The organism is Sphingopyxis sp. (assembly GCF_016463645.1).
Lineage (GTDB): Bacteria > Pseudomonadota > Alphaproteobacteria > Sphingomonadales > Sphingomonadaceae > Sphingopyxis.
On sequence record NZ_JAEMQX010000042.1, the window covers coordinates 1 to 22,639 of the forward strand.

Sequence of the window (22,639 nt, forward strand, 5' to 3'; positions counted from 1 at the left end):
GGGCTCTGCCCTTCCTCCAGCTTCTCGTCATAGGCGTTTTTGGTGAGGCCGGTGCGTTGCGCCAGCAGATCGCCCACCGTCACGCGCTCCTCGGCACCGCCGGGCAGGCGCAGCGATGTGCGCCAGCGCGAAACCGGGCGATCGAGGTCGACCCGGCCGTCATTGGCGAGCGCCCCCGCAAGTGCGCCCGTCGCGGTCTTGGAAACCGAGGCCCAGCGGAACAATGTTTGCGGTGTGACGCGCGCGCCGGTCGAACTGTCGGCAAGGCCATAGGTGCGCACGAAGCGCAATTCGCCGTCTTCCACGACCGCGACCGCCAGCCCGGCCATTTCGGGCCGCTGCGCCAGATCGGCGAGTTGCCGGTCGAGCGTGCGATAGTCGATCCGGCCACGCCATTCGGCGGGCGTGTCGGGCAGGTTTTCAGGCGCCGAAATCGGGATCGGAACGCTGGCGAGGGGGTGCTTCCCGCCCAGGACGTGAATACCGAGCCAGCCGGCCGATACCAGTGCGGCGACGGCGATCAGAAAACCAAAAAACCGCTTCATTGACTCTCGTTCAGACTGCGACCTCGTAATTGGCCGTCGTCTTAGCCGCGACTTCCTCCGCCGTCACCTCCGGCGCGAGCTCGATCAGCCGGAACGGGCTGTCATGGTCGTCGCGCCTGAACACCGCGAGGTCGGTGATGATCATGTCGACGACATTCTTGCCGGTCAGCGGCAGCGTGCATTCGGGGATGAACTTGGGGCTGCCGTCCTTGGCATTATGCTCCATCACGACGATGATCTTCTTGACCCCGGCGACGAGGTCCATCGCGCCGCCCATGCCCTTGATCATCTTGCCGGGGATCATCCAGTTGGCGATGTCGCCATTCTCGGCGATCTCCATCGCGCCCAATACGGTCAGATCGATATGCCCGCCGCGGATCATCGCGAAACTGTCCGACGAGGAGAAATAGGCCGATTGCGGCAATTCGCTGATCGTCTGCTTGCCGGCATTGATCAGGTCGGGGTCCTCGTCGCCCTCATAAGGGAAGGGCCCGATACCGAGCATGCCATTCTCCGACTGCAGCGTCACCGTCATCCCGGCGGGGATATGGTTCGCGACCAGCGTCGGGATGCCGATGCCGAGGTTGACGTAATAGCCGTCCTGCAGTTCCTTTGCGGCGCGCGCCGCCATGTCATCACGCGTCCAGGCCATTATTTCGGCTCCCATTGCTTGTCGGAGGGGAAGGCGTCGTCCCAGCCCAGTTTTTCCCACGGGCCGTAGACGGGATTGGGGAAAAGGAACCAGCCCTTGTCCCAAAGTGCGGTGGCGCCTGCGCTGGTGGCGAGCGCCATGCGCTGCGCCGCGGGCAGGTCCCGGGTGTTGAACTGCTGGCTGAAATCGCCGAGCTGGTCGCCGCCGAGGATGATGACGCAATATTTCGAGGCGATCGCCGCCCGGCGCCCGTCCTTGCTCGATCCGCCGGCGTCGTCGCCCATCAGGAACAAGGTCTCGCCATGCCTGAACTTGCCGAGTCCGGCGGCGCGCAGCGTATCCTCGCTGCCCCCGGCATTGGCGGCGCTGCGGTTGGTGTTGGCGATGACGGTGATTCCCGCGGCGCGCAGCCTGTTCACCATCTCGACCGTGCCGGGCATCGCGACCGCCTTGCCCGCGCCGGTCTTTTCCCACTGGTCCCAGACCTTGACATCGAACGCCGTGCCCTTCTCGGCGAAATAGCGCATCGGGCCGAGGTTCCAGATCAACGTTTCGTCCGCATCGAACACCGCGGCGAAGGGCTTGTTGCCGCATGGCTCGAACGCGGGTGCGTCCATCGTCGCACCCGCCGCCAGCACGACGCTGTCCTTCGGCCGCTCCTTGATCCGCCACACGCCATAGTCGGCGATCCGCGCATTGGTCGCGCGCACCGCAATGGCCGCCTCGGGCGAGCCATAGAGATATTGCAGCGCCACCGGCGGTTTGGCGGCGTCGACCGACACCGCGGCGGCCGGCGGAGCAGGGGCCGTCGCCACCTCTGCCGGCGCGCTGGCACAGCCTGCCAAGAGCAGTGCGGTAAGGACCATAGCTGCTCCTGAGCCTGTTCCAGCGCGCATCCGCCGCATCAATTTAAACTTCCCTGTTGGATCGTTTCTATCGCCGTGAACTGGTCGCGAAGTTCGTCGGAAACGCCATTCACGATTGCTTGCAGTGCCTCTGCCTCGTCAAGTGACCAGGTTCCCGCATAGGCCACCGCGGCGTGCCGGACCGTGTCCGCCATCAAGCACCCGAACATATATGGGTCCTCAAGGCAGTTGGCCGCGATCCATACGCTACTTCCAGCGCCATCCGTGATCCAAATCCGAGCGATCTCGGCCGAATCCTCGGTCAGAGTGTCGCCATTTTCCAACTTGATTTCATGAGGCCCCTTGCTGGTCATGCGACGTGCTCGCGCGGGCGTGTCGTCCGGAATTCGATCTTCTTGTCGTAGGGCGCGCCGAGGACGAGGCGTTTCACATAGATGCCGGGCAGGTGGATCGCGTCGGGATCGAGACTGCCGACGGGGACGATTTCCTCGACCTCGGCGACGCAGATCTTCGCCGCGGTCGCCATCGGCTGGTTGAAGTTGCGTGCGGTCTTGCGGAAGATCAGGTTGCCGCTCTCGTCGGCCTTCCACCCCTTGATGATCGCGAGGTCGGCGAAGATGCCGCGTTCGAGGATATAATCCTGCCCGTCGAAACTCTTCACTTCCTTGCCTTCGGCGACGAGCGTGCCGACGCCGGTCTTCGTATAGAAGCCGGGGATGCCCGCACCGCCGGCGCGGCAGCGTTCGGCCAGCGTGCCCTGCGGGCAGAATTCGACTTCGAGCTCGCCCGCGAGATATTGTCGTTCGAACTCCTTGTTCTCGCCGACATAGGAGGAAATCATCTTCCTGACCTGCTTGGTGCGGAGCAGCTTGCCGAGCCCTTCGCCGTCGATCCCGGCATTGTTGCTGGCGATCGTCAGCTGCTTGGTGCCCGCGTCGCGGATCGCGTCGATCAGCCGCTCGGGAATGCCGCACAGGCCGAAGCCGCCCGCGCAAATCTGCATGCCGTCGAAGAGGAGGCCGTCGAGCGCGGCTGTTGCGTCGGGATATTGCTTGTTCGCCATGAAGGGGCCTCCTTGCCGGGATGTCGGGCGCGACATTGGCGCATTTGATCTATCAATTCTAATTGTTCGATTTTTGGATTATACATAGACAATGTCTATCAATCGCGTTTCGCTCTACCATCTCGAAACCCTGCTCTGGATCGACCGGCTCGGCACTTTTTCGGCGGCTGCCGAGCGACTCAACACGACGCAGCCGACGGTGTCGGCGCGGATGCGCGAACTCGAACAGCGACTGGGAACGGCGCTCTTCCGCCGCGAAGGCCGCGCGATGTCGCTGACGGCGGCGGGGCGCAAGCTGGTGCGCGATTGCGACCCGCTGCTGCGCGACATGCAATATGCGCTGCTCGGCAGCGGCGGTTATGGCGAAGCGAGCGGGGTGGTGCGCATCGGCGCGGGCGAGATCGCGGCGGCGAGCTGCCTTCCCGCCTTCGTCGCCGACCTCAAGGCCGACATGCCCAACGTCGGGCTCGAGATCGAAATCGACCTCACCGCGAATCTGATCCAGCAGTTGTTGACCGGGCGCACCGACATGGCCTTCGCCGCCGGGCCGATCGCACACCCCGCGCTCAAGACCAGCCCGATCGGCGAGGTCGAGCTGGTATGGCTCGCCAGTCCCGCGGTCGCCTCGGCCTTTGCGGGCGGCGAGGCGATGCTTCCGGTCTGGTCGCTCGCCAGCCATTCGCCGATCCACGGCCGGATGCGCGAAGCGATCGAGGCGTCGCGCATCGCGCAGAAATCGCTCAACCTCTGCAACAATGCGCGCACGATGATCGATATCGCGAAGGCGGGCGGGGGGATCGGCATCTTCCCGCAACCGATGGTGCGCGGCGAGGTGGCTAGCGGCGCTCTCGCCGCGATTGATGGCATGCCCGCGCTCGCGCCGGTCGAATTCCATGTTGCGATGCGCGTCGCCGATACCGAACCGGTGCTCACGCAGATCTTCGAGCGCGCGGCGAAGCTCAACCTCGCGAGCGCGGGATGTGAGCCGAACGGCGGTTGACGACCGGAAGCCGCCCGATCAATCATCGTCACCCCGGACTTGATCCGGGGTCCCGCTTGAAATCGAAACCTGCTCTTCCGCCATAAGAAGCGGGATCCCGGATCAAGCCCGGGATGACGAAGCGGGGTGGCTTGCCGTCCGCTTCCCACCCCAAAACCGCCATTCGGGGCGCGGTGGAAACCGATTGTCAGGGCAGTTCCATCTCCAGCGCCGTCGACAGGTCGGCTAACGCCTGCGCGCCGCTCGTCACCTTGATCGCGTGCATGCCGAGCCGGCTCGCAGGTTTGCAGTTGATGCCGAGGTCGTCGAGATAGATGCACGCCCTGGGTTCGACGCCGAGCTTCTCGCACATCATCTGGTAAATTCGTGGATCGGGCTTGCGCATCCCGACTTTGCTCGATTCGATGACATGGTCGAAACGCGCCATGATCGTCGCGACTTCGGCGGCCAGCGCCTCGCTCCGCGCCATGCCCGCGCCCTTGCCGCTGGGGACATTGTTGGTAATGCACGCGATCCCGAAACCCCGGGCCTTCAGCGTATCGAGCGCCGCGACCATCGCGGGACGCACCGCTCCTGCCAGCACCGCGAGCACCGCTTCGCCTTCCAGGTCATGACCAAGCGCCTTCGCTTCCGCCGCGAACAGCGCATCGAACGCAGCCGCGTCGATCTCGGCGCGCTCGAAACGGGCCCAGGCGTTGGTGTCGGGATCGGCGGCGTTGACGCGGCGCACGAAGTCGCGCGGCAGCCCGCGCTCCTCCTCCAGCCGGTTGAACGCTTCGAAGGGCGAGGCGGTGATGACGCCGCCGAAGTCGAAGATGACATGGGTGTAGCGAGACATGGCGCGGCTAGAGCGCAGATTGACGTTAACGTCAACCTGTCGTGCGCGCCGGCGCTATTTGACGCGCGTGCCCGACCAGCTCGCATCGTCGATGGTGAGGTCGAGCCGGTCGGGGGAGCGCACCGTGTCGAGCAGGAACACCGAAGGCCCGCTCGCGGCAAGGATCGCGTCCATCGCCTTTTCGAGCGGGATGGTGACGGTCGGGATGCGGGAATAGTCCGATTTGATCTCGACCTTGTTCGGGCCCGTCCGCGTCACGGTGATCGTGACATTGCTGCGCGACGATCCGCGCGCATCGGACGCGACATCGCCCTTGTAGGTGCCTGCGACGCGATCGGCAAGGTCGGCCTTCCGCGCAGGCGCGGCTTTGGGCGGTTCGGCAAGCGCCGCTCCGGCCGGAAGCAAGAGCGAGAGAGAGGTGGCGGCGACAAGGGTGCGAAGCATGGTCCGTCCTTTCGTGCGGCGGGGAAAGGGATTGCTCCTGCGACCCTCATGGGACGACGACGATCCCCTTTTTGGGGTCGGCCCGTCCCGAGAGCATTTCCCGATAGGCAGCGAGCGCCGCATCGCCACCGCTGCGTTTATCAACCGAAGTCAGTCGCGGTGCAACCTCCATGAAGGCGAGCCACGCTTCGGCGATCTTCTGCCCGAACGCCGCCCCGCCCCAGTCGGCGATGCGCTTCTGGCTGCGGCCGGGCGCGAAGAACCCCTGCCGGTCGGGGCCGGGCAGCGCCGCCCCGCCGGCATCGGCGTCCCAATGCGATTTGCCGACGATGATCGAGGCCTTGAGGTTGTTCCCGAAATGACTGTGCACCACGCGCGTCACTGCGCCGTTGCCCGCCATGTCGACAAGCGCCGAAGGTGTGCCCGGATTGAGCGTCAATATGTCGTCATAGGCGATGACGCGGTCATATATGCGCTGCGCATCGAGGTCGGCGACATTCGCCTTGCTGGTGAGGCCGACCGTTTCGGGACGGTGCCCTTCGCGCTGTGCGAGCGAAAAGCCGAGGCCGATCGCGGTCTTGCTCGATGCGCTGGCGATCAGGATCTGCTCGGCGCCATAATCGCCTTCGTCTTCGAACTGGTCGGCGATCAGCCAGCCGGTCAGGAACAGCGGGCGGAACACCGGCCAATAGTCATGGTCGGCGGCGCGATAACCCTCCAGCGCCTCGATCCGCTGATAATTGTTGTAGATGGGGGGCAGGGCGGTGCGGCGCGGCGTGACGTCGGTGAAGCCGCCGGGTCCGGCCTTGCCGACGGTCAGCATCGCGCCCTCCGCCATCGGATAATAACCATAGAAGCGATCGCCGGCCGCGATCCCCTCGGCGCTGCTTTCGGTGACGGTCGCGAAGCCCCAGACGGGCAAGCGTCCGGGCGTGTCGCGCTCGGCAAAGAAGTCCCAATAGCCCTGATCGTTGCCGAACAGGCCGGCGGGCTTGCCGAACACGGCGTAGGTGATGTTGTTCGCGGTCATCGCATAGCTGTCGATGTGCACGCGGACCTGTCCCGGTGCGAGCGGCGCATCGGAGTCGCTTGCCAAAACAGCTTGCGTGATATCGTCGCGATCGATGTCGATCGCCCAGCTCTTTGCGCTCATGTCCGGACCCCTCCGATTGGCTTGCCCGCAGGCGCGGGATGGCCGATAGTCATACAGATGGCGACGCCCCTGACAATCGCGGTCAAACGCATTCACGAACCGGCCCGCCCCGGCGACGGCGCGCGTTTCCTCGTCGACCGGCTGTGGCCGCGCGGGGTGTCGAAGGAGAAGGCGGCGCTGGCCGCATGGCTGAAACCGCTGTCGCCGAGCGACGGGCTGCGCAAGCGTTTCCACGCCGAGACGGCCGATTCGGACGAAGCGTGGGACGAATTCCGGCTCAACTATTTTGCCGAACTCGACGCGGGTGGCGAGGAAATGAAGGCCGCGCTGTCCACGCTCGACGCGGCGGTGCGGGCGGGACCGGTTACCCTGCTCTATGCCGCGAAAAGCGAGGAACGGAACAACGCCGTGGCGCTCCGCGAATGGCTTGAGTGCCGCTAGCCGACCGTCGTCCCGAGCAGTGCCCCGATCGCGATCGTCACGGCCATGGCCATCGCACCCCAGAAGGTCACGCGTACGACCGGGCGCAGCATCGGCGCGTTGCCCGCCTTGGCTCCAAGCGCGCCGAGGATCGCAAGGAAGACAAGCGACGCCGCCGAAACCGTCCACGGCAGCGACGTGCCCTGATCGACGAACACGGTCGCGAGCGGCAGTGCCGCGCCGACCGCGAAACTCGCCGCCGAAGCCGCCGCCGCCTGCACCGGCCGCGCCGCCATCGCGTCGGTTATCCCCAGCTCGTCGCGCAGATGCGTATCGAGCGCATTGTGCTCGGTGAGCTGCACCGCGACCTGCTCCGCCATCGCACGGTCGAGCCCGCGTTCCTGATAGATTTGCGTCAGCTCTTCGAGTTCGAATTCGGGATCGGCGGCGAGGTGGCGTTTTTCCAGCTCGACATCGGCTTTTTCGGCATCGCCCTGCGAGCTCACCGAAACATATTCGCCCGCCGCCATCGACATCGCGCCCGCGACAAGCCCCGCGGTCCCGGTGACGAGGATCGATGATTGCGACACGCCCGCCGCTGCGACCCCCGCGATCAGGCTCGCGGTCGATACGATGCCGTCGTTGGCGCCGAGGATCGCGGCGCGCAGCCAGCCGATCCGCGTGACGGCATGGGTTTCCTCGTGCATGGCTTTACGTCTCCGCCCCTCTAATATTGCAGCTGCAGCCCCGGCCGTGCCCAGCGCGTCTTCACCAGCCGGCCGGTGCCCGACAGGGTGATATAGGCGTCTTGCCGGTCGGGCCCGCCGAAGGCGATATTGGTGGTGAAGATATCGTCGGTCGCGACGAACTCGACGAGTTCGCCCGCCGGCGAGACGACGCTGATACCGCATTCGCCGATCGTCGCGACGCAGATATTGCCGTTCGCCTCCATCGCGAGGCTGTCGAAGAATTTATAGCCCGCGGGACGATAGAGCGGGATGCCGGGCCCGCCCGGCCCCGCCGCATCGTCGACCTTGCCCGGCGCGATGATATTGAACTGCGTCAGGCGGCAGGTATAGGTTTCGGCTGCATAGAGCTTGGTTCCGTCGGGCGAGATGCCGACGCCGTTGGGGTTATAGCTCGGGAAGATCACTTCCTCGATGAAGCTGCCGTCGGCCTTGGCGTAGAAGATGCCGACGATGTCGTGGCAGCGCGCGGCATAATCGACCTTGCCATGATCGGTGAACCAGAAACCCCCGTGGGCGTCGAACATGATGTCGTTGGGGCCGCGCAGCGTCACGCCATGGTCGCCCGATTTGTACAGCAACTCGACCGCGCCGGTCTCGATATCGATCCGCTCGATCCGCCCGCCCGAATAATCGTCGGCGATGCCGTGCGGCGCGAGATAGCCGTTCGATTCGACATAGTTGAAGCCGCCATTGTTGCAGCAGTAAAGCTTGCCGTCGGGGCCGATCGCGAGGCCATTGGGCCCGCCCCCGGGGGTCGCGATGACCTCCTTCCGGCCGCCGGGCCAGCAGCGCGTGATGCGCTTCGCCTCGATCTCGACGACGATGATGCTGCCGTCGTCCATCACGACCGGCGCCTCGGGAAAGCGCAATCCGTCGGCGATCAGTTCAAACTCGGCCATCCCCATCTCCCTTGCGTGTCCGTACTCGCTGTGCTTTGCGGCCATCATGCCCGTTCGCTCGCTCTTCGCCACCAATTTTTACGAGGCCGATATCGGCACGCCCGACCTGCTCGAAGAGCTGGAGGACAGCTGCCGCCTGTTCGCCGAAGAGGATGGCGCGGGGAAGGCGTGGAGCCGCGAGCACGGCTACAAGGGTTATACGAGCTATGCGAGCCTCGGCGACCTGCCCGAGCGCGATCCCGCCTTTTACGATCTCAAGCGGCTGCTCGACAAGCAAGTGAAGGCCTTCGCTAAGGCGTGCCATTTCGATCTCGCCAAGCCGCTCAGGCTCGACAGCCTGTGGGTCAACATATTGAAACCCGGCGGCACGCACAGCGGGCATATCCACCCGCACAGCATCGTGTCGGGCACCTTCTACGTCGCCGTCCCGCCGGGATCGGGTGCGCTCAAGCTCGAAGACCCGCGTCTCGCCATGCTGATGGCGGCGCCGGGCCGCACCGACGATGCGCCCGAGCATCAGCGTCCCTTCGTCTATGCCGAACCCGCTGCGGGCCGCGTCTTCCTGTGGGAAAGCTGGCTGCGGCACGAGGTGATGCCGCATTCGGGCAAGGGCGAACGGATCAGCATCAGCTTTAACTATCGCTGACGCTTCCTATATCGCCGTCATCCCCCATTCCCTGGCAAAGGATCCTCCATGACCGCGACCTACGACGCCGACCTCCAGCTTTTCATCGACGGCGCCTGGCGGAGCGGCGAGGGGCGCGATGAACGGCCGGTCTATAATCCCGCGACCGCGGGCACGATCGCCGAATTGCCGGTTGCGACCGCGGCCGATCTCGACGAGGCGCTTGCCGCTGCGGCACGCGGCTGGCCGGTATGGCGTGCGAAGACTCCCGACGAGCGCGCGACGCTGATGCACAAGACCGCGGGCATCATCCGCGAGCGGGTTGAGCATATCGCGACGCTGCTCACGCTCGAACAGGGCAAGCCGGTCGCCGAGGCGCGCGGCGAGGTGCTGTCGGCGGCAGGGCTGTTCGACTATTTCGCCGAGCAAGGAAAGCGCATCGAGGGCCGCGTGCTCCAGCGCCCGCTCGGCCAGCGCGCGATGGTGACCAAACATCCCGTCGGCCCGGTCGCAGGCTTCAGCCCGTGGAACTTCCCGGTCAACCTGATGGTCAAGAAGATTGCCCCCGCGCTCGCTGCGGGCTGCGTCGTGATCGCCAAGGCGCCGGAGGAAACGCCGGGTTGCACCAGCGCAATCATGCGCTGCATCGCCGACGCGGGTATCCCGGGCGACGTCGTCCAGCTCGTCTATGGCGATCCCGACATGATCAGCCGCCACCTGCTCGCGAGCCCGGTGATCCGCAAGGTCAGCTTCACCGGCTCGACCGCGGTCGGCAAGCATCTGATGAAGCTCGCCGCCGACGGCGTGAAGCGCATCACGATGGAACTGGGCGGTCATGCGCCGGTGCTCGTGTTCGATGATTGTGATCTCGAAGCGACGCTCGACAAGGTCGTGTGGCAGAAGTTCCGCAACGCGGGGCAGGTCTGCATCTCGCCGACGCGCTTCTATGTGCAGCAGGGCATCTACGACGCCTTCGTGAAGGGCTTCGCCGAGCGAACGGCGAAGGTGAAAATCGGCAGCGGGCTTGACGCCGACACGCAGATGGGCCCGCTGGCCAATGTGCGCCGTATCCCCGCGCTCGAGGCGCTCGTCGCCGATGCCAGAGCAAAGGGTGCGCGCGTCATTGCCGGTGGCGAGGCGACCGGCAATGGCTATTTCTTCCAGCCGACCGCGATTGCCGACGTTCCCATCGAAGCCGATGCGATGAACAACGAGCCATTCGGTCCGATGGCGCTGATCCGCCCGTTCGGGACCGAGGACGAGGCGCTCGAACAGGCGAACCGGCTGCCTTACGGCCTCGCGGCCTTCGCCTTCACCGAGAATGGCCGCCGCATCAACCGCATCGTCGATACCATCGAAAGCGGCATGGTCGGCGTGAACAGCTTCGTGATCTCGACGCTCGATGCGCCGTTCGGCGGCATCAAGGAATCGGGTTTCGGCAGCGAAAGCGGGCCCGAGGGGCTCGATGGCTATCTCGTCACCAAGGCGGTGCATATCTATTGAGCAACAATCCTTCCCAACGCTTCGCGATGGGGAGGATCTTGTTCAACCCCGCTCCAGCGCCACGAAATCGCGCGCCATCGGCGCGAGGTGCGCCCCGCCGTCGACGAAGATCGTCTGCCCCGTCACCGCCTCGGCGCGCGCCAGATACACGACCGCATCGGCGATCTGTGCCGGCGTCGGCAGCGCCCGCAGCGGCATAAGCTTCGCCAGCCGATCGACCTGCGCCGCCGAATAATCGTCGGTCGCCATCGTGAGTCCGGGCGCCACGGCGTTGACGCGCGCACGGCCCCCGAAAGCGACCGCCAACGTCAGCGTCGCCTGCCACAACGCCGATTTCGACAGGCTGTAGGCGATCTGGTCAGGCACAGGATGCGCGACGCGCTGGTCGACGATATTGACGATCGCCGGGCGTTTTCCTTCGCTCGCTGCGACGAGCGTCTTCGCGAGCATCACCGGCGCATGATGATTGACCTGCATCATCTCGGCGAGCGTCGCGGCTGACACGTCGGCCCATTCGCCCTCGGCGAACAGTGCGGCATTGTTGACCAGCAAGTCGGGCGCACGGCCGAATTTCCGGATTACCGCCGGGATCAGCGCGTCGACCGCCGCCGGATCGGCGAGATCGGCTGCAAAGCGGTGGCTGATTGCGCCGGTCTCCGCCAGCGCCTCCGCCAGCACCGGATCGGCGTCGCCCGGACTGCGCTTGTGGATCGCCAGCGCATAGCCTTCGCGCGCGAGACGCGCCGCAATCGCCGCCCCGACACGGTGGAGCCCGCCCGTGACGAGAGCGAGCTTTTGCGTCACTTCCGCGCCCGCCGCATCGTGATGCCGATCTCTTCGCCTTCCTCGGCGATCGCCAGCTTGACGATCTTCACCTCGACCTCTTCGACCTTGTCGTCCTGCAGGAACAGCGTGTCGATGATATGGTCGGCGACGCTTTCGATCAGCACGAAATGCACGTCCTTCGGAATGCCTTCGGTCGCCGCGAATTTCAGATGCATGTAATTTTTCGAGCGGCCGAGCGGCGTCGTCGGATCATAATGATCGGCCATGTTCAGCTTCGCGCGGACCGAGATGCGCAGCGGCTGCGGCAGGTGCGTTTCTTCGGAATAGATGCCGGTCAATACGTCGACGGTCAGCCCGGTCACTTCCAGCCACAATGTATCGGTCACAAGAATTTCCTGTCGAGCGAGCGCGACATTCGGCTTTCCATTGCCGATCCGCGACCCTAAAGCGCCGCCGCATTAGCGAAAGGGTACGCGTTGGTCGAGTTACTTCCATTGTCCGATATCGAGCCGCAGTCGGTCGAGCATCTCCTCGACGCCGCCTTCGGAACGGATCGCTTTGGACGAACCGCCTACCGCATCCGCGCAGGCGTGGATGCCGTGCCGGCGCTGAGCTTTGCGCTGGTCGAGGGTGGCGCGCTGATCGGCACGATCCAGTGCTGGCCGGTCGCGCACCGCGCCGCGGACGGCACCGCGACTCCGCTGGTGATGGTCGGTCCCGTGGCGGTCCGCCCCGATGTCCAGCGCGGTGGGCACGGCCGGGCGCTGATGGCGCATCTGCTGGATGCCGCCGAAACAGCTGCCGACAGCGCACTGATGATGATCGGCGATCCCGAATATTATGGCCGCTTCTTCGGTTTCGACGCCGACGCGACGGGGGCGTGGGATTTGCCCGGACCGTTCGAGCGCCGACGCTTGCTCGCGCGGGCGGTGAACGGGCACAGCCCGCCGACGGGCGCGGGGCTGATCGGGCCGCGCTAGCCCCCGCGGGGTTGCGCGCGCCGCGCGCCCGCCTATGTCGTATATATGGTCAGCCCGGCGCCCTCGCTACCCAAGCATTTTTCGCAGCTCTCGCTGACCGAAGCGGCCGAACTGCTCGCGGCGCGCAAGCTGCCGCCGGTCGAAAGCTGGCATCCGGCGCGCGAGGGGGACAGCGCGATGGAGATTCGCGCCGACGGCAGCTGGTATCACGAGGGCGGCCGGATCAACCGGCCCGCGATGGTCCGGCTCTTCTCGACGATCCTCCGCCGCGAACCCGACGGCCGCCATGTGCTCGTCACCCCGGCGGAGAAGCTGACGATCGCGGTCGAGGATACACCCTTCCGCGCGGTCGAGATGAAAAGCGAGGGCGAGGGCGCGGTGCGCAAGCTCGTCTTCCGCCTCGACACCGATGATCTCGTCATGGCGGGCCCGGATCACCCGCTGAGCTTCGGCGGCGACGCCGACAATCCCGACCCGCGGCTTCATGTCCGCGGCGTCATCGGCAACGGCCTCGAAGCGCGGATCGACCGTGCGCTCTACTACGACCTTGTCGAGCTGGCGATCGCCGACGGCGCCGCGCCGCCTGCCATCTGGTCGAACGGCACGCGTTTTCCGCTGGTGGACGCCTGATGCTGTCGGAGAAATTGCGCACCGCGCTCGACAACCTGCTGCCCGATCCGGGCGAGGACGAAACCTATCTCGGCATGCCCACGCTGCGCGATGCCGCCGTGCTTATCGCTTTCACTGACCGTCCCGATCCCGGCATCATCCTGACCCAGCGGCCGCAATGGCTGCGCAGCCATGCGGGGCAGGTCGCCTTCCCGGGCGGCAAGATCGACCCGGGCGATCGCGACGCGATCGACGCTGCATTGCGCGAGGCGGAGGAAGAGATCGGGCTGAACCGCCGCGACGTGATGATCGCGGGCGCCACGGAACCCTACCGGTCGGGCAGCGGCTATCTGATCACACCGGTGCTCGGCGTCATCCCGCCCGACCTGCCGCTCGACCCCAATCCCGACGAGGTCGAGGACTGGTTCGAGGTGCCGCTCGACATATTGTTCGATCCCGACAATTATGCGCGCCAGCATGCCAATTGGCAGGGGCACGACCGCCATTATTACGACATGGACTGGCAGGGGCGGCGGATCTGGGGCGTGACGGCGGGAATCATCATCAATCTGGCGCGGCGTCTGCCCGCGGGCTGGCACCGGTGACGCGGCTCCCCGCTGCCGAATGGCGCGAGCGGCCCGGACTCCACCGGATCGTCGCTGCGCTCACCGCCGACGGCGGCGCGGTCAAGGCGGTCGGCGGCGCGGTGCGCGACACGCTGCTCGGCCTGCCCGTTGCCGACATCGATCTCGCGACCCCGCTGTTGCCGGAGGAGGTGACGCGGCGCCTCGCCGCCGCCGATATCAAGGTCATCCCGACGGGCATTGCGCACGGCACCGTCACCGCGATCGCCAGCGGCGACCATCATGAGATCACGACGCTGCGCCGCGATGTCGAGACCGATGGTCGCCGCGCGACGATCGCTTTCGCCGACGACTGGCGCGATGACGCCGCGCGCCGCGATTTCACGATCAACGCGCTCTATGCCGATCCCGACACGGGGGAAATCGACGACTGGTTCGGCGGGCTGGCGGACCTCGATGCCGGGCGGGTGGCATTTATCGGCGACGCCGCGACCCGGATCGCCGAGGATCATCTGCGTATCCTGCGCTTCTATCGCTTCGCGGCGCGCTTCGGACGGGGTAATCTCGACCCGGTCAGCCATGCCGCGGTCGTAATCGCGCGCCAGTCGCTGAAAAGCCTGTCGCGCGAACGCATCGCCGACGAGTTGCTCAAGATACTCGCGTTGCCCGATCCGCGCGCGATCGTCGGCCAGATGGCGGTCGACGGTATTTTCGCGGTGCTGCTACCCGAACTCGATGCGGCTTTCGTCGCCGCGCTCGACCGCTTGCTCGCCAGCGAACGCGATGCTGCCGTCGCGCCCGCGCCGCTCCGCCGCCTGTCGGCGCTGCTTCCGCCCGATGCCGCCATTGCCGAGCAGGTCGCCAGCCGCCTCCGCCTGTCGACGCGGCAGCGCAAGCATCTTGCGGCGCTCGGCGGCAATCGCACGGATATCGTGCGGCCGGTTCGCCAACTCGCCCATGCGATCGGCATCGACGCCGCGCGCGATTCCCGGCTCCTCGCGGGGGACCCTTCGGCGGTCGACGCGCTGGCCGGCTGGGCGGTTCCCGAACTGCCGCTCAAGGGCGGCGATATCGTCGCCCGCGGGATCGCCGCAGGGCCCGAGGTCGCGCGCATCCTGAAGGCGGTCGAGGCCGAATGGGTCGCGGAAGATTTTCCCGGCGCCGCCCGCGTCGCCGAACTGGTCGATCAGAAGATCGGCCGCGCCAGCGACTGACGCCAGTAATCGAGCGCGGCGGCGCTATCCATCGGACGCGCGAACAGGAAGCCCTGCCCGAAATCGCAGCCGAGCGCCGACAGCAGCCGCGCCTGGTCGGTCGTCTCGACCCCCTCGGCGGTGGTGCGCATGCCGAGCACTTCGGCGAGGCTCTGGATCGTGCGGACGATCGCGACCTTGTCGCGGTCGTCGACCATATGCTCGACGAAGCTGCGGTCGATCTTGAGGACGTCGATCGGCAGGCGCTGCAGATAGGCGAGGTTCGAATAGCCGGTACCGAAATCGTCCATCGCGACGCGCGCGTCGAGCGCCTTCAGCTCGCTCAGCACCGACAGCGCGAGGTCGGGATCGCCGATGATCGCGCTCTCGGTGAGTTCGATCATCAGCCGCTCGCCGCCGATCCTGTTCGTTTCGAGCGCATGGCGTACCACCGCCGCAACATCGTCGCGGACCAGCTGGATCGCCGAGACATTGACCGAGAAATAGGCGTCGACGACCGCGCCGCCATTCTGCCTGTCCCATTCGGCCAGCACCGTCGCCGCCTTGCCGATCGCCCACTGGCCGAGCGGGACGATCAGTCCCGAATCCTCGGCGATGGGGATGAACTCGGTCGGCGACACCGCATGGCCGCTGCTGTTGTCCCAGCGCGCCAGCGCCTCGAATCCGGCGACGCGGCCGCTCGACAGCTCGATCAGGGGCTGGAAGGCGAGGTGAAGCCGGTCTTCCTCGATCGCGTTGCGCAGTTCGGTCTCGAGCCCGAAGCGATTGTCCGAGAGCATCGCGGCCTCGGGTTCGTAGATTTCGATGCGATCGGTCTGTTTGGCGCGCTTGAGCGCGATCTGCGCATGGCGGATCTGGTCCGCGATATCGGTGTCAATTGCCGGCTGGATCGCGCAGCCGAGCGCGCAGTCGACGCTGACCTTGAGTTCGCCGATCCGGAACGGATGGTCGAAACAGCCGCGGATGCGTCGCGCCATTTCGCGGACATCGGCACGGCCGCCCGCGATGCGCGTCGAAATCGCGAACTCGTCGCCGCCGGTGCGCGCCAGTATGTCGCCGCTGCGTAGGCTCGATTTCAGACGGCGCGCGACGGTGATGATCAGCTCGTCGCCCGCCATCGGACCGATATGCTCGTTGATGCGGCTGAAGCGGGCGAGGTCGAGCAACAGGATGGCGTGATCGCCGCCTGCGCCTTCGGTACGTGCGCGCTGTTCGACAAGTTCCTCGAAGCCGGCACGGTTGGGAAGGCCGGTGAGGCTGTCGGAAACGAGTTCGCGGCGCAGGTTGCGCTCGGTCATCATCTCCTGCGTCCGGTCGATCAGCGTCAGCAGGAACAGCCCGTCGTCGCCCGACTCGGTGGGCAGCGGGCCGATCGACCCGCGCAGGTCGCGCGCCGCCGGGCCTTCGCCGAGCTGGCAGGAAAATTCCTGCGCCTCTTCGGGGAATTGCGACGCGCGCTCGATGGCCCGCAGCAACTCGATCGGCGCGTCGGCGCCCGCAGGCGACAGGGTTAACCGGTCGAAGGCGGCGTTGCTTGCATGGAGGCGGAAATTGCCGCGCGCCATCGGTCTGATCAGCGCGGCCGGAACGGGCAACGCGTCGATCCAGCCGACGAACAATAAGGGCCGGTCTTCGCCGGTTCTATCGATAGGCATAACAGAGGGTTTTGTGCGACCTTTCCCCATTGCCCAATGCCTAGGTCACGGGAAGTAAAGAAGGGATTTACGGATACATCGAAATACGGTCAGTCGAAGCGATTGTTCCTTGGAAAACCGGTCGGCGGCATGCGGCCGGCCGCCCCGCGCGCGACGCGCCAGGGAGCGAGGTCGGTTTCGGTTCGTGTGCGGCCGGTGTCGCCGCCCATCGCCCAGCTCAGTCCTTCGGCAAAGGCGAAGCTGACCGCGTCGGAAAGGCCGCCGTCGCGATAGCGTTGCAGCATCACGCCCTGACCGCGCGCCATGACCGGCACTTCGGCAAGCGGGAAGACGACGAGCTTGCGGTTCTCGCCGACGGCCGCGATGCTGTCGTCGCCGGCAGCGACCGGGCGCACCACCGCGAGAGACGCCTTGGGCTTCAGATTGACGACGTTGCGGCCCTTGCGCGTCTCGGCGACCACTTCGCTCATCTGTGCGACGAAGCCGTGGCCGCTCGTCGAGGCGAGCAGCAGGCGGCCTTCGGCGCTTGCGGGGATCAGCGCGACGATCCGCGCATCGGGATCGATATCGACCATCAGGCGCAGCGGTTCGCCGAAGCCGCGCCCGCCCGGCAGCTTGTCGGCGCCGACGGTGAAGAAGCGTCCGTCGCTCGCGGCGACCAGCAGCTTGTCGGTCGTCTGCGCGTGCGCGGCGAATAGCAGCTCGTCGCCTTCCTTGAACTTGAACTCGCCCCACTGGTCGGCCGCGACATGGCCGCGCTGGGCGCGGATCCAGCCGCGCTTCGACAGGATCACCGTCACCGGTTCCTTCTCGATCATCGCGTCGAGCGGGATTTCGCGCGTCGGCGCGGCTTCGGCGATCGTAGTCCGGCGCGCGCCGAGCAGCGTTTCTAGGCCATAGACGTCGCGCAGCTTCTCGAGATCCTTGCGCAGCCGCGTCTTCTGCCGCGCCGGGCTTTCGACGAGCTTCGCGAGTTCCTCGCGCTCGGCGGTCAGGTCGGCCTGCTCGCGCTTCAGCTCCATTTCCTCGAGCCGGCGCAAGCTGCGCAGCCGCATGTTGAGAATCGCCTCGGCCTGACGGTCGGTCAGGATGAACTCTGCGATCATCACCGGTTTCGGCTCGTCCTCGGTGCGGATGATCTCGATGATCCGGTCGAGATTGAGGAAGGCGATGATATAGCCCGCGACGAGTTCGAGCCGGTCGTCGATCTTCGCGATGCGGTGCTGCGCGCGGCGGACGAGAACGATGATCTGATGCTGCAGCCATTCGGTGAGCAGCTGTTTCAGCCCCATCACCTTCGGCGTGCGCGTCGCGTCGAGGACGTTGAGATTGAGCGCGAAACGGCTTTCGAGGTCGGTCAGCCGGAACAGGCTGTCCTTGAGTACCTCGGGGTCGACGTTGCGGCTCTTGGGTTCGAGCACGATGCGCAGATCCTCGGCGCTCTCGTCGCGCACATCCTCGAGGATCGGCAGCTTCTTGTCGGCGATCAGCTGGGCGATCTGCTCGATCAGCTTGCCCTTGGCGACCCCGTACGGAATTTCGCTGATCACGAGTTGCCAAGTGCCGCCCGACAATTTCTCGATCCCGCTCTCTTCCCAGCTGCCATCGCCCAGCTTGCCGGTCGAAAAACGCGCGCGGACGCGGAAACCGCCGCGACCGGTCTCGTAGGCGTGCGCGATCGTTTCGGGGCTGTCGACGACGATGCCGCCGGTCGGGAAATCGGGACCCTTCACATGTTCGAGCAGCTCGGGCAGCTCGGCATTCTGGTTCTCGATCAGCAGCAGCGCGGCGCCGATCACCTCGGCGGCGTTGTGCGGCGGGATATTCGTCGCCATGCCGACCGCGATCCCGCTCGCGCCATTGGCGAGCAGGTTCGGGAACAGCCCCGGCATGATCTCGGGCTCTTCATCCTCGCCATTATAGGTCGGACGGAAGTCGACCGTGCCCTCGTCGAGCCCCTGCATCAGGTCGATCGCAACGCGCGTCAGCCGCGCTTCGGTATAGCGGTAGGCCGCGGCGTTATCGCCGTCGATATTGCCGAAATTGCCCTGGCCGTCGACGAGCGGATAGCGAAGCGAGAAATCCTGCGCGAGGCGGACCATCGCGTCATAGACCGCGGTGTCGCCGTGCGGGTGGAACTTGCCGATGACGTCGCCGACGACGCGCGCCGACTTCTTGTAGCCCTGCGAGGGGTCGAGACGCATCGCGCGCATCGCCCACAAGAGGCGGCGATGAACGGGCTTCAGCCCGTCGCGCAGGTCGGGCAGCGAGCGCGCGGTGATCGTCGACAGCGCATAGACCAGATAACGTTCGGACAGCGCGCTGTCGAACGGGGTATCGATGGAATCGCCGGGCACGGAAGGTGGAAGATCGTCGTTGGTGGTCGCCATTGTCCCGAGCCGATAGCAAGGCTGGCGCGCCAAGGCAAAGGCGAAGCATTGCGGGGCGCGACGGTTCGCCGGTGGCCGTGACCGGATCGGCCCTTAAAGCCACAAAAGCCCCGCATGCGCGTGTCGGTAATGTGTCCTTTGTGGCTTTAGGGCCAGAACCCCGGGGGGGGGGCGGATCGGGCATGCCGGGCCGGAACGTCGGATGCACAAATCAAAGAGCGGGCAAGAGGCTGGCATAGCGGGAGAAAGTAGGAAAGGCAGAAAAGTGGATTGCCCGATCGCTCTTGTCTCGATGCGCCGGGACACTAGCTTGGCGTTTCCACAGGGGAGGTGCGACATCTTGACCGAAACCATTGGCGCCGTTCGCAAAAGCATCTGGTCGCGGGCACGGGAGACGGCGCTACAGGCACCGCCCGAACGCAACCGCTATGTCGATTTCCTCCGCGCGCTGTCGATCCTCGCGGTCGTCGTCGGTCACTGGCTGGTCGCCGCACCCTATATGAAGGACGGCGCGGTCGAGGGTGGGCATCTGCTCGGGATCCTGCCGTGGACGCAGTGGCTGACCTGGGGGTTCCAGGTCATGCCGCTTTTCTTTCTCGTCGGCGGTTTCTCGAACGGCATGTCGTGGGCGGCGACGCAGCGCAAGGGCGGCAGCTATGAAAGCTGGTACAGCGGGCGGTTGCAGCGGCTGATCAACCCGGTGTTGCCGTTGTTCCTGATCTGGACGCTCGTCGCGATGTTCGGGACGCTCGCGGGGGTCGAGCGCGGGGTGGTCGCGATGGCGGCGCAGCTCGCGCTGATCCCGGTGTGGTTCCTGTCGGTCTATCTGATGGTCGCGGCGGTCGTGCCGCTGACGTGGAGGGCATGGCGGCGCTGGGGATTCGCCTCCTTCTGGGCGCTCGTCGCCGGCGCGGTCGCGATCGACGTCGCGGCGCTGCGTTTCGGCGTGCCCCACGTAAATTTCCTCAACTTCGCTTTCGTGTGGCTCGCGATCCATCAGCTCGGCTTCGCATGGAGCGAAGGGCGGCTGACGCCCGGCAGGGCGCTTGTCTGGGGCGTCGGCGGCCTGGCCGCGCTCGGCCTGCTTGTCGGGCTCGGGCCCTATCCGGTCGCGATGATCGGCGTGCCGGGATCAGATCTCAGCAACTCGATGCCGCCGACGCTGGCCTTGCTGGCACTCGGCATCGCTCAGGCGGGTTTCGCGCTCGCGCTCGAACCCGCGGGGCGGCGCATGCTCGACAGTCTCCGCGTCTGGACCGGCGTCGTGCTCGTCAACGGGATGATCATGACGATCTATCTCTGGCACCTGACCGCCTTTGTGCTCGTCATGGTCGCCGCGTGGCTGCTTGTCGGGCTCGGGCTCGACGTCCAGCCGGGAAGCGCTGCCTGGTGGCTGGCGCGGCCGGTCTGGTTCTTGCTCTACATCGCCGCGCTTTTTCCCCTGATCATGGCCTTTGCGCGCCACGAACGCGCGAGCAAGGATAGTGGCGAGGTGCCGCACTGGCGGCTGATCGTCGGGTTGCTGCTGATCTGCGCGGGGCTCGGCGCCACCGCGGCGATCAGCATCGCAAGCCCGCTGGGGGTGACGGGCGTTCGGCTCTGGCTCGTCGCGCTGCCGTTCGTGGGCGCCGCGGTCGCGCAATTCGGGCCGGTGCACCGGCTGGCGCAGCCGCGAACCTGATGCGTGGCCGGGTTCAGGCCGGTCCCGGGGGCCTGCCCTGGGGTTGGCATGCCCTGGCCAGGCATTTCATCGGGCGCGCTTTGCGGTAGCGATACCAGATCTCGTCCCTTTCGAAGCGCAGTCTCAGTTCGGCGCCCTGCCGGAAGCCATACCAGCTGGTGCCGCGCGACCGGAATTCCCGTTCCGGAATCCAGCCGCTCCAACGGACAAGCCGTTGCAATTGCGCGCGGCAGGGGCGGGGCATGTCGAGCAGGGAATATGTATAGGTCGCCCTGCCGCTCCAGCTCGTGCCCATCTGCCAATCCTCCGTATCGAAGGACAATCGGTCGCATGAGAAATCGGGAAAGCTGCCGAACAAGGCGGCCCTGGCATCGGCTTCGGCGGAACGCTCCAGCCACAGGCGCACGAGCATGATGGCGCCGATTATTGCAGCAAACTGAAACACGCCCCGCCATGTTACCTGCGATGCCGCCATCTCGTAGATCTCCGGCCGAAGAATCGACGGATGCGACATTCGTCCCGATACCTCATCCATCATCGCCTTAACCCGGAAGCGAGCGGCTTTTACAACAACAAATCAGGACTCTGCGGCACCGGTTTCTCGTCCCGCAGGCAGGATGCCCGGTAGAAAATCTTGAATTGAAAATGACTCTCAATAACATATAAGCCCGCTGGTGCCGCATCATGCGCGCTGGAAAGGGAATCGATGTACGCCTTTGTCGACCGGCCGGTGCAGGGCCTGTGCAACAGCGGGCGTTTCCTGCTCTGGGCGATGCGCGGCTGGGTCGCGGCGACCGAGCGCGGGCAATGTCCGCCGCGGCTGCTGCGCCGGGGATTCGTCGCCGTCGATGCGCCCGGCGCACTTCCCGATTTCCATGTCGCGATGGCGCTGCTAGGCGGCGACGCCGTTCGGACGCTGCTGCTCGCGCCCATGCCGTGCCTCCAGATTTCAGAGGATGAAGCAATTCTGCTTGGACTCTGGCGCGATTTTTCGCTTGGGAATGCCGCAAATGCCCGCGCGACGCTGGCCTTGCTGGCCGAGGGAGAGAGCGTCGGCCCGATCGCAAAGGCGATGGGCACCGCGATCGACAGGCTGGTTGCGGCGGGATTCGACATGCCGGTCCTCGCGGCCGGCACCATGACACATCAGGAAAGTTCAAAGTGATGAGTGACCGTATTGCCGAAGCCGCCAAACTGGCCCCCTCCGCCTCGCTGACCGTCGAGGAGGTGCGTTCGGTGCGCCATTGGAACGAGCATCTGTTCAGCTTCACGATCACGCGCCCGCCGAGTTTCCGCTTCCGCTCGGGCGAGTTCGTGATGATCGGCTTGCCGGGCGAGGGCCGTCCGCTGCTCCGCGCCTATTCGATCGCCAGCCCCGCCTATGCCGACGAACTCGAATTCCTGTCGATCAAGGTGCCGGGCGGCCCGCTGACCTCGCGTCTCCAGCTCATCCAGCCGGGCGATCCAGTCTATCTCGGCCGCAAGCCGACGGGCACGCTCGTCGCCGACGCGCTGACCCCCGGCCGGCGGCTGTTCATGCTCTCGACCGGCACCGGCCTTGCGCCCTTCCTCAGCCTTGCGCGCGATCCCGATATCTATGAGCGTTTCAACCAGATCGTGATCGTCCATTGCGTGCGCCAGGTCAGCGACCTCGCCTTCCGCGACGAACTGGAAAGCCAGCTCGCGGGCGATCCGCTGGTGCAGGATCAGGCGCTGCTGCAGTTCCACTATCTCCCGACCGTGACGCGCGAGCCCTTCCGCACGACGGGCCGTATCGACGCGCTGATCGAGGACGGTTCGCTCTTCGGCCATCCGCTGACCGGTCCGTCCGCATTCGATCCGGCCACCGACCGCATCATGATGTGCGGCAGCATGGCGATGATCCGCGACCTTCAGGCGCGCTTCGAGGAGCTCGGCTTCAGGGAAGGGTCGAATGCGTCCCCCGGCGACTTCGTGATCGAGCGCGCGTTCGTCGGTTAAGGC

Annotated in this window: 26 protein-coding genes; 11 read left to right on the forward strand and 15 right to left on the reverse strand. The window is 65.9% G+C overall.

The genetic code is table 11. The features are described from left to right. The 5 genes from JHC57_RS10800 to JHC57_RS10820 form a co-directional block, all read right to left on the reverse strand. Positions 1 to 545 (reverse strand): serine hydrolase (locus JHC57_RS10800; protein WP_294030006.1); only part of this gene is annotated, 545 nt, incomplete at its 3' end. Positions 546 to 555: 10 nt separating this feature from the next. Continuing rightward, a complete protein-coding gene (locus JHC57_RS10805; protein ID WP_294030007.1) occupies positions 556 to 1,197 on the reverse strand; it encodes a CoA transferase subunit B in 642 nt (213 codons plus the stop codon). Continuing rightward, positions 1,197 to 2,063, reverse strand: a complete 867-nt coding sequence (locus JHC57_RS10810; RefSeq protein WP_294030008.1) for an HAD family acid phosphatase — start codon at positions 2,061 to 2,063, stop codon at positions 1,197 to 1,199. Before JHC57_RS10810 ends, JHC57_RS10805 begins: the two co-directional genes overlap by 1 nt. A 38-nt stretch (positions 2,064 to 2,101) precedes the next feature. Next, positions 2,102 to 2,416, reverse strand: a complete 315-nt coding sequence (locus tag JHC57_RS10815; RefSeq protein WP_294030009.1) for a DUF5076 domain-containing protein — start codon at positions 2,414 to 2,416, stop codon at positions 2,102 to 2,104. Next, positions 2,413 to 3,126 carry a CoA transferase subunit A gene (locus tag JHC57_RS10820; protein WP_294030010.1) on the reverse strand — a complete coding sequence of 238 codons (714 nt, stop codon included), beginning with the start codon at positions 3,124 to 3,126 and terminating at the stop codon, positions 2,413 to 2,415. The genes JHC57_RS10815 and JHC57_RS10820 overlap by 4 nt, the downstream gene beginning before the upstream one ends. Positions 3,127 to 3,217: 91 nt before the next feature. Here JHC57_RS10820 and JHC57_RS10825 point away from each other — a divergent pair, with 91 nt between their 5' ends. Then, positions 3,218 to 4,126 (forward strand): LysR family transcriptional regulator, encoded by a 909-nt coding sequence (locus tag JHC57_RS10825; protein WP_294030011.1) that lies wholly within the window; start codon positions 3,218 to 3,220, stop codon positions 4,124 to 4,126. A 187-nt stretch (positions 4,127 to 4,313) separates the two neighbouring features. Here JHC57_RS10825 and JHC57_RS10830 read toward each other — a convergent pair whose 3' ends face one another. From JHC57_RS10830 to JHC57_RS10840, 3 genes are read right to left on the reverse strand one after another with little or no spacing between them, the layout of a single operon-like run. Continuing rightward, positions 4,314 to 4,964: an HAD-IA family hydrolase gene (locus JHC57_RS10830; protein WP_294030013.1), complete on the reverse strand. Its 651-nt coding sequence runs from the start codon at positions 4,962 to 4,964 to the stop codon at positions 4,314 to 4,316. Positions 4,965 to 5,018: 54 nt separating this feature from the next. Continuing rightward, positions 5,019 to 5,408 (reverse strand): hypothetical protein, encoded by a 390-nt coding sequence (locus JHC57_RS10835; RefSeq protein ID WP_294030014.1) that lies wholly within the window; start codon positions 5,406 to 5,408, stop codon positions 5,019 to 5,021. A 46-nt stretch (positions 5,409 to 5,454) separates the two neighbouring features. Beyond that, positions 5,455 to 6,561, reverse strand: coding sequence for a DUF2855 family protein (locus JHC57_RS10840; protein WP_294030015.1), 1,107 nt, complete (start codon positions 6,559 to 6,561; stop codon positions 5,455 to 5,457). A 57-nt stretch (positions 6,562 to 6,618) separates the two neighbouring features. Between JHC57_RS10840 and JHC57_RS10845 the strand changes: the two genes are divergently transcribed. After that, on the forward strand, positions 6,619 to 7,002 hold the full coding sequence (locus JHC57_RS10845; RefSeq protein WP_294030016.1) for a DUF488 domain-containing protein: 384 nt from the start codon (positions 6,619 to 6,621) through the stop codon (positions 7,000 to 7,002). Here the strand turns inward: JHC57_RS10845 and JHC57_RS10850 are convergent. Both JHC57_RS10850 and JHC57_RS10855 read right to left on the reverse strand, forming a co-directional pair. Then, positions 6,999 to 7,688 carry a VIT family protein gene (locus tag JHC57_RS10850; RefSeq protein WP_294030017.1) on the reverse strand — a complete coding sequence of 230 codons (690 nt, stop codon included), beginning with the start codon at positions 7,686 to 7,688 and terminating at the stop codon, positions 6,999 to 7,001. The two genes, JHC57_RS10845 and JHC57_RS10850, sit on opposite strands and share 4 nt — an antisense overlap. Before the next feature lie 20 nt (positions 7,689 to 7,708). Next, positions 7,709 to 8,629 (reverse strand): SMP-30/gluconolactonase/LRE family protein, encoded by a 921-nt coding sequence (locus tag JHC57_RS10855; protein ID WP_294030018.1) that lies wholly within the window; start codon positions 8,627 to 8,629, stop codon positions 7,709 to 7,711. 46 nt (positions 8,630 to 8,675) lie between these two features. Between JHC57_RS10855 and JHC57_RS10860 the strand changes: the two genes are divergently transcribed. After that, complete coding sequence (locus JHC57_RS10860) at positions 8,676 to 9,275, forward strand: TIGR02466 family protein (protein WP_294030019.1); 600 nt, start codon at positions 8,676 to 8,678, stop codon at positions 9,273 to 9,275. Positions 9,276 to 9,323: 48 nt separating this feature from the next. Next, on the forward strand, positions 9,324 to 10,757 hold the full coding sequence (locus JHC57_RS10865; RefSeq protein WP_294030020.1) for an NAD-dependent succinate-semialdehyde dehydrogenase: 1,434 nt from the start codon (positions 9,324 to 9,326) through the stop codon (positions 10,755 to 10,757). Positions 10,758 to 10,799: 42 nt separating this feature from the next. Here the strand turns inward: JHC57_RS10865 and JHC57_RS10870 are convergent, their stop codons facing one another. Further along, complete coding sequence (locus JHC57_RS10870) at positions 10,800 to 11,561, reverse strand: SDR family oxidoreductase (RefSeq protein WP_294030021.1); 762 nt, start codon at positions 11,559 to 11,561, stop codon at positions 10,800 to 10,802. Continuing rightward, positions 11,558 to 11,929, reverse strand: a complete 372-nt coding sequence (locus tag JHC57_RS10875) for a dihydroneopterin aldolase (protein WP_294030022.1) — start codon at positions 11,927 to 11,929, stop codon at positions 11,558 to 11,560. Before JHC57_RS10875 ends, JHC57_RS10870 begins: the two co-directional genes overlap by 4 nt. Positions 11,930 to 12,019: 90 nt before the next feature. On the opposite strand from JHC57_RS10875, the gene JHC57_RS10880 reads away from it, so the two are divergent. From JHC57_RS10880 to JHC57_RS10895, 4 genes are read left to right on the forward strand one after another with little or no spacing between them, the layout of a single operon-like run. Further along, on the forward strand, positions 12,020 to 12,523 hold the full coding sequence (locus JHC57_RS10880) for a GNAT family N-acetyltransferase (RefSeq protein ID WP_294030023.1): 504 nt from the start codon (positions 12,020 to 12,022) through the stop codon (positions 12,521 to 12,523). 45 nt (positions 12,524 to 12,568) lie between these two features. Further along, on the forward strand, positions 12,569 to 13,153 hold the full coding sequence (locus JHC57_RS10885) for a DUF1285 domain-containing protein (protein ID WP_294030024.1): 585 nt from the start codon (positions 12,569 to 12,571) through the stop codon (positions 13,151 to 13,153). Then, positions 13,153 to 13,737 (forward strand): CoA pyrophosphatase, encoded by a 585-nt coding sequence (locus JHC57_RS10890; protein ID WP_294030025.1) that lies wholly within the window; start codon positions 13,153 to 13,155, stop codon positions 13,735 to 13,737. Before JHC57_RS10885 ends, JHC57_RS10890 begins: the two co-directional genes overlap by 1 nt. Further along, entirely contained in the window at positions 13,734 to 14,930 is a 1,197-nt protein-coding gene (locus JHC57_RS10895) for a CCA tRNA nucleotidyltransferase (protein WP_294030027.1), read from the forward strand. Before JHC57_RS10890 ends, JHC57_RS10895 begins: the two co-directional genes overlap by 4 nt. On the opposite strand, the gene JHC57_RS10900 is transcribed toward JHC57_RS10895, so the two are convergent. Together JHC57_RS10900 and parC are read right to left on the reverse strand one after the other, a co-directional pair. Further along, on the reverse strand, positions 14,903 to 16,585 hold the full coding sequence (locus tag JHC57_RS10900) for an EAL domain-containing protein (RefSeq protein ID WP_294030028.1): 1,683 nt from the start codon (positions 16,583 to 16,585) through the stop codon (positions 14,903 to 14,905). The two genes, JHC57_RS10895 and JHC57_RS10900, sit on opposite strands and share 28 nt — an antisense overlap. Positions 16,586 to 16,674: 89 nt before the next feature. Continuing rightward, entirely contained in the window at positions 16,675 to 18,975 is a 2,301-nt protein-coding gene (gene parC / locus JHC57_RS10905; protein WP_294030029.1) for a DNA topoisomerase IV subunit A, read from the reverse strand. A 340-nt stretch (positions 18,976 to 19,315) separates the two neighbouring features. On the opposite strand from parC, the gene JHC57_RS10910 reads away from it, so the two are divergent. Next, positions 19,316 to 20,656 (forward strand): acyltransferase, encoded by a 1,341-nt coding sequence (locus JHC57_RS10910; RefSeq protein WP_294030030.1) that lies wholly within the window; start codon positions 19,316 to 19,318, stop codon positions 20,654 to 20,656. Positions 20,657 to 20,669: 13 nt separating this feature from the next. Here JHC57_RS10910 and JHC57_RS10915 read toward each other — a convergent pair whose 3' ends face one another. After that, the gene (locus tag JHC57_RS10915) at positions 20,670 to 21,194 is read right to left on the reverse strand and encodes a hypothetical protein (RefSeq protein WP_294030031.1); all 525 of its coding nucleotides are present in this window, start codon (positions 21,192 to 21,194) and stop codon (positions 20,670 to 20,672) included. Positions 21,195 to 21,362: 168 nt separating this feature from the next. On the opposite strand from JHC57_RS10915, the gene JHC57_RS10920 reads away from it, so the two are divergent. Both JHC57_RS10920 and JHC57_RS10925 read left to right on the forward strand, forming a co-directional pair. After that, positions 21,363 to 21,821 carry a hypothetical protein gene (locus tag JHC57_RS10920; protein WP_294030032.1) on the forward strand — a complete coding sequence of 153 codons (459 nt, stop codon included), beginning with the start codon at positions 21,363 to 21,365 and terminating at the stop codon, positions 21,819 to 21,821. Continuing rightward, a complete protein-coding gene (locus JHC57_RS10925) occupies positions 21,821 to 22,636 on the forward strand; it encodes a ferredoxin--NADP reductase (protein WP_294030033.1) in 816 nt (271 codons plus the stop codon). The genes JHC57_RS10920 and JHC57_RS10925 overlap by 1 nt, the downstream gene beginning before the upstream one ends. Positions 22,637 to 22,639 lie beyond the last annotated feature (3 nt).